The 11444-nt window shown below is 39.5% G+C and carries 12 protein-coding genes; 4 read left to right on the forward strand and 8 right to left on the reverse strand.

The genetic code is table 11. The features are described from left to right. Positions 1-31: 31 nt before the first annotated feature. From MKY65_RS18905 to MKY65_RS18920, 4 genes are all read right to left on the reverse strand, one after another. Positions 32-688, reverse strand: a complete 657-nt coding sequence (locus MKY65_RS18905; protein WP_339179561.1) for an HAD-IA family hydrolase — start codon at positions 686-688, stop codon at positions 32-34. Between the two features lie 12 nt (positions 689-700). Next, a complete protein-coding gene (locus MKY65_RS18910) occupies positions 701-1258 on the reverse strand; it encodes a GNAT family N-acetyltransferase (RefSeq protein WP_339179564.1) in 558 nt (185 codons plus the stop codon). 43 nt (positions 1259-1301) lie between these two features. After that, positions 1302-2186, reverse strand: coding sequence for a MurR/RpiR family transcriptional regulator (locus tag MKY65_RS18915; RefSeq protein ID WP_339179565.1), 885 nt, complete (start codon positions 2184-2186; stop codon positions 1302-1304). 359 nt (positions 2187-2545) lie between these two features. Further along, entirely contained in the window at positions 2546-3442 is an 897-nt protein-coding gene (locus MKY65_RS18920; RefSeq protein WP_339179567.1) for an AEC family transporter, read from the reverse strand. 533 nt (positions 3443-3975) lie between these two features. On the opposite strand from MKY65_RS18920, the gene MKY65_RS18925 reads away from it, so the two are divergent. After that, positions 3976-4836, forward strand: coding sequence for a S1-like domain-containing RNA-binding protein (locus tag MKY65_RS18925; RefSeq protein ID WP_289584423.1), 861 nt, complete (start codon positions 3976-3978; stop codon positions 4834-4836). A 57-nt stretch (positions 4837-4893) separates the two neighbouring features. Here the strand turns inward: MKY65_RS18925 and MKY65_RS18930 are convergent, their stop codons facing one another. Next, positions 4894-5178 (reverse strand): hypothetical protein, encoded by a 285-nt coding sequence (locus MKY65_RS18930; RefSeq protein ID WP_289584424.1) that lies wholly within the window; start codon positions 5176-5178, stop codon positions 4894-4896. A gap of 105 nt (positions 5179-5283) precedes the next feature. Then, complete coding sequence (argJ, locus tag MKY65_RS18935; RefSeq protein WP_339179574.1) at positions 5284-6474, reverse strand: bifunctional glutamate N-acetyltransferase/amino-acid acetyltransferase ArgJ; 1191 nt, start codon at positions 6472-6474, stop codon at positions 5284-5286. Between the two features lie 158 nt (positions 6475-6632). Here argJ and MKY65_RS18940 point away from each other — a divergent pair, with 158 nt between their 5' ends. The 3 genes from MKY65_RS18940 to MKY65_RS18950 all read left to right on the forward strand — a co-directional run bounded on the left by MKY65_RS18940 (position 6633) and on the right by MKY65_RS18950 (position 9761). Then, positions 6633-6860 carry a hypothetical protein gene (locus MKY65_RS18940; protein WP_339179577.1) on the forward strand — a complete coding sequence of 76 codons (228 nt, stop codon included), beginning with the start codon at positions 6633-6635 and terminating at the stop codon, positions 6858-6860. A gap of 305 nt (positions 6861-7165) precedes the next feature. Continuing rightward, entirely contained in the window at positions 7166-8863 is a 1698-nt protein-coding gene (locus tag MKY65_RS18945; RefSeq protein ID WP_339179579.1) for a M3 family oligoendopeptidase, read from the forward strand. Between the two features lie 112 nt (positions 8864-8975). Then, on the forward strand, positions 8976-9761 hold the full coding sequence (locus tag MKY65_RS18950) for an HAD family hydrolase (RefSeq protein ID WP_339179581.1): 786 nt from the start codon (positions 8976-8978) through the stop codon (positions 9759-9761). A 62-nt stretch (positions 9762-9823) separates the two neighbouring features. On the opposite strand, the gene MKY65_RS18955 is transcribed toward MKY65_RS18950, so the two are convergent. Further along, positions 9824-10972 carry a mannitol-1-phosphate 5-dehydrogenase gene (locus tag MKY65_RS18955; RefSeq protein WP_339179584.1) on the reverse strand — a complete coding sequence of 383 codons (1149 nt, stop codon included), beginning with the start codon at positions 10970-10972 and terminating at the stop codon, positions 9824-9826. Beyond that, a complete protein-coding gene (locus tag MKY65_RS18960) occupies positions 10972-11412 on the reverse strand; it encodes a PTS sugar transporter subunit IIA (RefSeq protein ID WP_339179586.1) in 441 nt (146 codons plus the stop codon). The genes MKY65_RS18955 and MKY65_RS18960 overlap by 1 nt, the downstream gene beginning before the upstream one ends. Positions 11413-11444 lie beyond the last annotated feature (32 nt).

An 11444-nucleotide genomic window follows, 5' to 3' on the forward strand; every position in this document is an offset into this window, starting at 1 on the left:
TTTCCATTTGCATGCAATATAATTTTCAAATTTATTTATTTAATGATTTTAAAATTTCATGTAACGACATATCAGTCATCGAATTTAATTTTAAATGATAATTTTCAAAAGGTAATGCAGCAGTAACTGGATTCGGTATAATTACTGTAGGAAGTTTTACCTCCTGTGCAGCAACTAAACCATTTAAGGAATCCTCAAAAACCACTGCCTCGTGTGCTTCTAAATCTAATTTTTCAAGTGTTTTTAAAAATATGTCCGGCGCTGGTTTCACTCTTTTTACCATATCCTGAGTTACCAAAAAATCAAAATAAGAAAGCAAGTTTAAATTTGTTAAATGTGTTGTTGCCCATTTGGTTGTTGAACTCGTTGCTAGGGAGACCGTTAAACCTTCATTTTTTGCATCTCTCAGATAATCTACCACACCTTCTCTCGCTTTTGCATCACTCACATATTGACTATGAAGTTTTCGAGCTTCGTTACGAATAGATCCTGTATTCAACTGGTAGTCTAATTCTTTCTGCAGATAAGAGAAAAGCACAGTATCATCTGAACCAACACATTTCACAAATTCTTCAAGTGGTAAATCAAATTGAAATTGATTATGAAGAACCTCTCTATAAGCATCGAACCAAGCAGTTTCTGTATCTAGAATGAGGCCGTCGAAATCAAAAATAGCTGCCTTAATCATTGTCTTCCTCCTTTAATAACGTTTTAAAATTTTTCGTTCCAGTTTTTGCTCCATTAATCTCCAGCCTTCCTCACAAGTCGGTTCCATAAGATATGGTTCAAAACCGTAATTTAAATACATATTAATTGCTTGGAAACTTGTTGTTTGTGTTGTGAGATATGCTTTAGAATGGTATTCAGCCAAGGTGTTCATTGCTGCTGTCATTAAAGGCTTCGCGAGTTTTTTACCTTGATATGCTGGTGTAACGCCTACCCAGTGAATTCTTCCACTGATTTCTCCATCCCCTCTTAAATCACCATGCCAGGCAGTAGTTGTCGCTATTTCTTCTCCATCTTCATTTTCAACAAACAGGCAACGCTTTGTCATTTCATCTGTAAACAGACCAAATTCCTTCTCAAAGTACGCTAGTGCTGCTGCTTCGTCCTTAAATTCATCGACGCTTGTTTCAATTTTTGCCCAATGACGTTCATCACCTTTTTCATAGAAGCGGATGCTATATCCATCTGGCAAAGAAAACTGAGGAATATCTGACAGATTTTTTCTCAGCATATTCAACGGAATATGTTTCATTTTTTTCAGCCTCTTTCTCCATTTAGTATATATTACCATTTCATTAATAAGCTTTATCAGCTACCGCTTTTGCTGTCGCTTCTTTAAATTGAAGTGCTTCATCTTTTAATTTTCCGGCAACACCATTACACAATATATCAATCACAAATAATTGTGCAATTTTTGCAGACATCGATCCGCCTTGGAGGGCAGTTTCTCTTCCACCAGTTAATAGAACAACGTCTGATAATTTCGTAATTGGTGAACGAGTAAAATGAGTAATGGATAAAATTTTTGCTCCTTTTTCCTTAGCAATCTTTAAAGCATCGACGGTATCCTTTGTGCTACCGCTTACAGAAATGCCTATTGCCATATCTTCCTCTGTTAGTGTTGTTGCAGACATTGCTTGAATATGAGAGTCAACAAATGCTTCGGTGGATTGTCCAATTCGAATAAATTTATCTCTGGCATCTGCAGCTGTATTCCCGGATACCCCCACCCCATAAAAGACGATTCGTTTACTTGTGATAATATACTGAATGGCTTTTTCTAATTCCTTGATATCGAGGATACTCGCTGTCTCTTTTAAAGACTGAACATTATTAGCCAGTGTTTTTTGAACGATAAACTGTACCTCATCTGCTTCATTAAACTCTTCTTTTTTGGCTTCATCAAAAACATCATGGGAAGACTTCGCAACTTCTTTTGTAACAGCCATTTTAAAAGATTGGTACCCTTTAAACCCCATTTTTCTGCAAAAACGTAAAACTGTTGTTTCTCCCACGCCAATACGTTCCGCTAATTCCGTTACAGTCATATATATGGTTGATTCCATATTTGCCTGTACAAAATCTGATACTTTTTTTTCCGATTTTGTAAATGCATTCTGATAGCTTGATATTTTAGCTATAAATTGAACTTCATTATGAAATTCTTTCTGTTTATTCAATTTCGTATCCTCTCCTTTTTCGATATCCTCCAAACGATACAATACTTATGAAGTATACTTTTATTATTATCCCCTTGGTTATATAGTATATCGAAATATTCACAATGAGAAAAAGGAATATATGTTGATTGATAAGTTATAAAATTATTATAACAATTAAAATGAATATTTCCACCATTTTTTAAAAATAAAATGGATTTTTTCTCTTTTTTAGTTCATTTCTTTTATTAAAACAGCCTTTTTACTAGATAAATAAGAAAGGATAGTGTCTAACTCAATTAAAATCAGTCAGACACTATCCTTTTTATAAAGCAAAATCATTTTTTAAATTAAATCAACAAACATGTTTACTCTTATTTCTAAGCAACTATATTTAATAGAATCGTAATCGTAACAATACTGACTACCGTCGAGATAAACGTAATCGTTGATACAAGCTCCGGCTCTGTATCAAATTCAATGGCATACATTGTAGTTGTTGCAGCTGTCGGCATGGCAGAAATAATAATCAATACCGTCCCGATCAACGGATCCATCGGCACAAGCCAGACAAAGATGGCTGCCAGAATTGGTGCGGCAATCATTTTTAAGGTAACGGAAGAAAGCACAACCTGCCAATCTATCTTTAATGCCGTTAATGATCCCAGCTGCATACCGAGCATAATCATCATCACAGGAATAGCGGCGTCTCCGACCATTTCGATTGTAGAATGGATATAATCTGGTATTGTAATAGATTGCAGCGAAAAGAAAAAGGCTAATATCGCCGCATAGGTTGTCGGCATTTTTAGGATGTTCATAAATGCTCTCCGCATCCCGCTCGTACTTCTGGATGCATAGTAAATGCCAAAAAAATTATTCTGCAGGGACTGAACTACCATGATAAAAATGGCATAAGGCACTGCTGCATTGCCGATACTATATAAAACTACCGGCAGACCATAATTCCCCGAGTTCATAAAGCCAGTTGAAAGAATGGCTGCACTCTCTTTATTGCCGTCCCAGCCAAAGATTTTTGCCAGCATTTTATTAATAAATACCATGACATAAAATAAGGCAAACATATAAATGAGAATCACTAAAAATCCAGAATCAAATTCTGCATCATACAACGTGACAAATACCAGCGCTGGTGACAGGATATATAAACAGACAGCAGACACCGACCGCACATCCAACACACGGATACGCTGCAGGATAAATCCAGTTGCAAAAACAGCCATAATCGGTAAAATAACTTCAATAAATAATAACATATGTACATCTCCACGCTTTTTTTCAATTAATTCAAGTGTATCATATGGCGTCAACTATATTTTTATGCCAAACTGTCATCAGCTGTAAATTCCCTTCAAAAAACCTCACACACTAAAAAAAGTTGACAAATCAAAAGAAAACGTACATACTAGTAAAGTTAAGAAGTAACAGTTGTGATTTGGCATTCTGTGAAGCTTTTTGTAAATGCTTATTCACACTGGCGCGGCTAAGGGGCCGCAAGGATGCAGCAGAAGGTTTGGGGCTGCATTGCTTAAGTTAGAAAAGATGATTTTAGAATATTTACCGCGGACATTCCGTAAGCGTTATACGGATAGATGGCTCAGCAAATCTAACTGAGTCAGGACAAATAAACGAATCATATGATTTAGGAATGAATTTAATTTCTCCTGAATTTTATGTTCCAACTTAAAATTAATTTTGATATCACGTGTTACTTTAATCATAAAGGGGTACTCTTTAAAGAGAGTATCCCTTTTCCAAATTTCACATATTTTTGAAAGGAGCATCTAATATGCCGACAGACTTGCCAATCGGTTCCATTATAGCCATGACCGTTTTACGAAAAATAGATACTGGATATGTTTTATCTGCTTATGGAGAAGAAGTGCTGCTTCATCATAACGAAGCACAATCCGTCTTAGAGCTGGACCAATCTGTTGATGTCTTCCTCTATGTAAATAAAAAAGAACAGGTAAATGCCACTACATATTTACCCTCTGTCACGCTTGGATTATATGATTGGGCGGAGGTTGTGGGTGTTCTTCCCCGTTTAGGTGTTTTCGTCAACATCGGCACCTCGAAGGATATTCTTGTTTCCAAAGACTCCCTGCCTTTATTCCAGGAAAGCTGGCCGCGTTCCGGAGATCGTTTATATATCACGCTGCAGCTTGATAAAAAAGGACGCCTGTTGGGAGTACCTGCATCTGAAAATATTATTGCGAATAATGTCTTTGCCGCACCGGAACAGCTGAACCAGCAGACGGTTATCGGCACTGTTTATTATACGAATAAAGAAGGGGCAGCGATCATCACCAGTGAAGGCTACCGCGGTTTTATCCATCGAACAGAGCGAAAAATGGAACCTCGCGTCGGACAAGTAGTTGAAGGAAGAGTGATTGCCGTGAAAGAAGACGGATCCATTAATGTCTCTCTCCGCCCGCTGAAGCAGGATAGTTTATCCGATGATGCAGATGCGATTTTAAAGCATCTGGAAGCGAATAACGGCGCCATCCCTTTTCATGATAAAAGCGATCCCGAAGAAATCCGGGCCACATTTCAAATCAGTAAATCTGCTTTTAAACGTGCAGTAGGAACATTATTAAAGCGGGGACAAATCAAACAGGAAAATGAACAAATCATTAAAGTGGAATAATCCAGTCATAAAAATAAAAGCAATGTCTGCTTTTTCGAACAGACATTGCTTTTATTTTTATGCTTCTACACTTTTGTAAGCGTCCAGAACTGCTGATATAATGAATCCAATTGCTCCCGCAAACATACAAGCAATTCCAATTCCGCCAAATCCAGCTCCTGCAAAATCAACTTTTGGTGCGATTGATGCTACAAGAATCAATAAAATTCCCACAAGTGCCAAGAATAGATTTGGATAATAACCAGCATGGGATTCTTTGGAAGTCATTCTAACGAGAAAAATACTGATAAGTGCTGTAATCGCTGTTAAAATAGCTCCAAATGTGATAACTGCTTCTACCATTTCCTCACCCCGCCATTAATTAATTACACTACTTTTAGTCTACAATTGAAGAATAAGAAAGTCAATATTCATCTCATCTGCACAGGGAGGAATATTGAAAAGGTATCAGGTTGTATATTCGCCATTAATTCGTACATAATCATAAGACAAATCGCATCCCCAGACAGTAGCTTGTTCTGTCCCCAGCGCTAGAGACACCGTTATCTTTATTTCCGGATTCTCCAGATAGGATTGAATTTGGTCCAGGTTCTCCTTATCGCCAATCGGTTTTCCTTGATAAATTAAGGTATCTCCAAAATAAATTGCTATCTTTTCCAAATCTACCTCTATTTCATCTTCACATTTTCCGATTGCCATGGCGATACGCCCCCAATTGGCGTCTTCTCCAAAAATAGCCGTTTTCACAAGCGGTGAGTTAACAATGCTTTTCCCTATCTTCTTCGCTTGCTGAAAACTGGCAGCTTCATTTACAGTTACCTCCACCAGCTTGGTCGCTCCTTCTCCGTCACGGGCAATTTCTTTAGCCAGACCGATACTCATTGCCGTCAGTGCTTCTTTGAATGCTTGTAAATCCACCTTTCCAGCAGCTCCGTTTGCCATGATTGCTACCGTATCGCTTGTACTCGTGTCCGTATCAATACTGACCATATTAAATGATTGATTGACCGCTTCCTTCAATAATTTCTCCAGCTCATCTGCAGAAATAGCTGCATCTGTAACAAAATAAGAAAGCATCGTAGCCATATTCGGCTCGATCATTCCGGAGCCCTTCGCCATTCCAACCAGGGTAGCATCACCAATCTTGCACATTTTTAACTTGGGATAAGTATCTGTTGTCATTATTGCTTCCGCCGATTTATCTAATCCGCCTTCCACCATATTATTTTTAAGATTTTTTATGCCAGCCCGCATCTTGTCCATTGGCAGCTGGTACCCTATCACTCCTGTTGATGAAGGTAAAATATCCCCTGGAGCGATGTCTAATTCCGCCGCAATTAATTCATTTAGCTCAATCACATTTTTTATGCCTTCTTCTCCAGTCGCTACATTGGCATTTTTACTATTGATTGCAAAGCATTGTAATTTTCCATTCGCAACATTTTGCTTTCCAATAGGAATAGGCGCTCCGCAAAATCGGCTTTGTGTGAACATGGCAGCCGCATTTGCCGGCTCTGTTGATAATATAACCGTGAAATCCAGCGTTTCATCCTTGATTCCCAGGCTTTTTGAACAAGTATAAAAACCTTTGGGCATATTTTCTAAAATATATTCCTTATCTTTCAGTAAATTTTTCATTTTTATGTACTGCCCCTTTTATTTAATATCATGAAATATACTAATCTACAATTATCGTAAGAAACTTTTTGATGAGAAATAACATATAATAAATATGCACTAAAATGATTAAATATGCAATATGTATTTTGAAATTATTCGAATAAATAGAAGGTAACATGCAGGAAACGCAAGATAGCACTTTTTCTTCTAAAGAAAACTTGGCATTCACGAATGCCTTAGTTGGGACTGGGACTGCGGTTACTCGTCCCATCGAAAACATTTGTACGTCGGAAAGCGGAGTGGTTGGCCGGAGCGGAGCTATGCACCATCATCAATTCCAAAAAGTCCGGATATTTCACCAAAATGCAAGCAAAGTAATGGAGAACATGTTCACCCTGGAATAGCAATATATGCTTATTCTTAGGTACGAAAGTTGAGTTAATATTAATAGCTGCCACTTCAGAAAAACGCTACACTTTCCTTGTTTTTCCGCAGCGGTCGCATTAACCTGACAACATTGAGACCTGCGATTACTCGGTCTATTAAAACCGTTGCTGCGATTACTCGCCCCATCAAAAGCACTGCATTTATACTTTATTCCTTTAATTCTTTATACTTAAAGTGCAAAAATAGAATACAATTCCCATAAATGGAGGTATACTTATAATTGGTATATATTTCTATGACATGAACACAAGGAGGAGGAAACATGCAAACGTTCGCAAATTACGCCTATGAACGACCAGATCTCCCGAAAGTGAAAGAGGATTTTTATCAAAAGCTGGAGCAATTCCAAAACGCTGCTTCCATGGAGCAGGCAATTGCTGTTATTGATACCATTAACGCGATCCGAAATCACCTTTCAACCATGTATAATCTTGTATTCATCCGTGCTTCCATCGATACCCGCGATGCATTTTATCACGAGGAACGGGATTTTTTTGATGCGCATCTTCCGGAAATTCAGGAATTATCTACCGCTTTTTATAAAGAACTCCTGAAATCTCCTTATGAAGCCCAGCTTCGAGATAAGTATGGTTCCCAATTATTTGATTTGGCGGAATGCGAAATCAAGGCTTTCTCGAAAGAAATCATTCCACTGCTGCAGACAGAAAATAAGCTGACATCTGCTTACTCCAAATTAATTGCATCTGCAGACATTGAATTCCGGGGTAAGTCGTATACGCTGGCCCAGCTCGGCCCATTTGCAGAGGACCCGGACCGCCAAACCCGAAAGGAAGCACTGGAGGCCAGACAGAGCTTTTTTGCAGAGAATAAAGAAAAGCTGGATCGTCTCTATGACGATTTAGTGAAAACACGTCAACAAATTGCGGAAAAGCTAAGGTTTAAAAACTTTGTTGATGTTGGCTATCTTCGCATGCAGCGTGTTGATTATAACGCAGAAATGGTCCAGCGTTACCGCAAACAAGTGGAGGAAGTCATTGTACCGATTGCTACAAAGCTTTATGAAAAGCAGGCTAAACGCATTGGTGTAGATTCCTTGAAATTCTATGATGAAGCCTTTGTTTTCGCTTCTGGAAATGCCGTTCCGAAGGGCAATCCGGATTGGATTATTGAAAATGGCAAGCAAATGTATGATGAATTATCAGATGAAACCAGCGCATTCTTTCAGTTTATGCTGGACCGCGAGCTGCTGGATTTAGAGGCAAAGAAAGGCAAGGAAAGCGGCGGATATTGCACGTATATTGAAGATTATCAGTCTCCGTTTATTTTCTCTAATTTTAATGGAACCTCTGGAGATATCGATGTCTTAACGCATGAAGCAGGACATGCTTTTCAGGCTTATTCCAGCCGCCATTTTTCGGTACCAGAATATTATTTTCCGACAAGCGAGTCCGCCGAAATACACTCGATGAGTATGGAATTTTTCACATATCCATGGATGGAAAATTTCTTTCAAGAGGATGTGGACAAATATAAGTATGCACATCTCTCTGACGCAATTCAATTTCTGCCATATGGCGTTGCAGTAGATGAATTCCAGCATCTTGTTTATGAAAATCCGGACTGGACACCAGAGGAGCGTAATCAGGCTTGGCGCAATCTGGAAAAGAAATACCTGCCGCATCGCGATTACGATGGAATAGAAAGCTTAGAATCAGGTGCTTTCTGGCAGAAGCAGGGGCATATCTATGAGGACCCGTTTTATTATATCGATTATACGCTTGCACAAATCTGCGCCTTTCAATTTTTAAAGAAATCACAGGAAAATCGGGAAACAGCATGGCAGGACTATCTGGACCTGTGCAAACTCGGCGGCTCCAGGCCATTTTTAGAGCTTGTTCAATCTGCCGGTTTAGCGTCTCCTTTTGAAGAAGGAACGGTCGAAGCAGCGGTTGATTTTATTGAAAATTGGCTTGATCAGGTTGACGATCAGGCGCTATAACACATTTAGGTGAGAAGCTGATAAAGAAGGCTTCTCTCTTTTTTTGTCTGCTGGGTTTTGCCCTGACATTATGATAAAATAGGAGTAGTTTTAAGGAGAAAAGGAGATTACAATGACTTATCGCGCATTATTTTTAGATATTGACGGAACCATCCTGCAGCCGGACCACACCTACACGCCATCCACGCAAGAAGCAATCCGGCAAGTAAAATCTGCTGGGTTGGATGTGTTTTTATGCACAGGCAGACCGTTTGTGGATATCCAAAATTTAGCCTCTAATTTTGAGATTACTTCCACGGTTACCTATAACGGCGCCTACGCGCTTCATCAAGGTGATGTTATTTTTAACGCACCGATGAAACAAGAGGATGTAGAAAAAATGGTATCCATTGCCGGTCAAAGTGAAAGTGAGCTGGTGCTCTACACAACCGAAAATAACTACTTCACTTCTCTAACGAATCCGTATGTGGAGGATTTCAATAACGTATTCCAGCTGCATCAAAATAAAATCTTCACACCGGATGTCTCAGATAAAATTGTTTCTGCTTCCGCAATTAATGTGACAGAAGAGCAGGTAAAGGACTTTGAAATCACCGAGGATTATCACCTCTCCAAGGTAAACGTACCTCATGCGAGTGAATCCTATGATGTGCTTCGGACTTCTGTTAATAAAGGAATCGCTATTAAGCACATGCTGGAGCATCTGAATATCTCTCCTTCTGAGGTAATTGCTTTTGGAGACGGAATGAATGATAAAGAAATGCTTCAGTTTGTCGGCACAGGCATTGCTATGGGAAATGCCGATTCCAGATTAGTGGAATATGCGGACTTTCAAACAACATCGGTGACAGATTCAGGTATTTTTAATGGGTTGAAAAAGCTTGGGCTGGTGAAATAGATTAACGAAAAAGCATGGAAAGGCTGTATTTCCATGCTTTTTCTATCTAGCTAATATATCATTTAGCGCAGCTTCTCATACTCCAGCATGACCGCTTCCGTAATCGGATGATTCTGTTCTAACCCGCTCACCTCTGCAAAAGCTGCTGCCGGCCCATTTTTTTGAATCATTCTTTGAAGCTTCACTGCTTCTTCATCGCTTTTATTTTGAAACCGTAAAGCAGCTGCCATCGCTTTGGCTAAATATGCCGGCGCAGCAGATGTAAATTCCAAATACATACTTGCCGGCCGTACAAAGCGGTCTTTCGGCCCAAGCTTGCGAACCGGCCCTCTGCCCACACGGGTTACTTCATCAGAAATATGCGGATTTTGGAATCGGCCGATGATTTTTTGAATATAGGCTCCATGTGCTTTGGCATCAAATCCATAGGCCTCTATTAAAGCCTGGCCAGTCTCCTGTAACACACCGTTTAAGGTATCCGTCACCGCTTTATCCTGCAGCGCTCCGTCAATGGTTTCATATCCATGATAACTTCCCAAATAAGCTGTCGCGGCATGCCCGGTATTAACAGTAAACAGCTTCCGCTCAATATAGGGCCCAAGCTCTTCAACGTAGGTGATTCCTTTTATATCAGGTAGCTCGCCTTGGATAAATGTCTTCTCCACGACCCATTCATAATAAGGCTCCACACGAACATCCAGCAAATTCGCATTTGTTTGATTCGGTACAATTCTATCCACTGCCGCATCTGGAAAACCAAATAAATCGTCAAAGCCTTCCTGATCTGTTTCACTGATTTCCTGATAAACATATTCCTTTAATAACGTACTCCCGCCAATCATATTTTCGCAGGCAATGATGGCAAGCGGCTCGCGGCGAATATCGATTCTTTCCACAAGTCCTTTGGCAATCGCTTTTGCGATGACAGGCAAAATATTCGGCCCGACAGCGGTTGTAACGATATCCGCATCGATGATAGCATTCGTCACAGCCTTCGGATCCTCTATACTGTTAATGCCAGAAATATGTTCTACAGTAACCGCATCACTTGCTTCATCTGCAAAATGAACCTGATATGATTTGTTTTGATTAATGCTTGAGATAATCGCTTCGTTAACATCTACAAAGGTAACCTCGTACCCTGACTGATCCAGTAAAAGTCCAATAAAGCCCCTGCCGATATTTCCTGCACCGAAGTGAACCGCCTTCATTAGTCATTCACCTCATTAAGGGTTGCTATAATTTCCTCCTTAGAAGCTGCCTGCGTCAATTTCTCCACATTCTCTTCTTCTGAGCAGATAATAGCAATCTGCGATAATATTTCTAAATGCTCATCTCCTTTTCCCGCAATACCAATCAACAGTTTTACGATATTTCCATCGCCAAAATCAACGCCGTCTGGAACCGTGACAACTGACAGTCCAGTTGCTAAAACTTCTTTTTTCGCATCTTCTGTACCGTGCGGAATAGCTAATGCATTTCCCATAAATGTCGTTGCGATCGCTTCACGCTCCAGCATCTTATCAATATAGTTTTCTTTTACATAGCCGTTATTTAATAAAATGCCGCCAACGTAACGAACCGCTTCCTCCTTGGATGCGAGCTGTACACCTAATTCAATATTCTCTGCGCTTAAAATTTCTTTTGTCATGGATATGCACTCCTTTTTTAAAACTTGGATAA

Source organism: Oceanobacillus sp. FSL W7-1293, assembly GCF_037969815.1.
GTDB lineage: Bacteria > Bacillota > Bacilli > Bacillales > Amphibacillaceae > Oceanobacillus > Oceanobacillus oncorhynchi.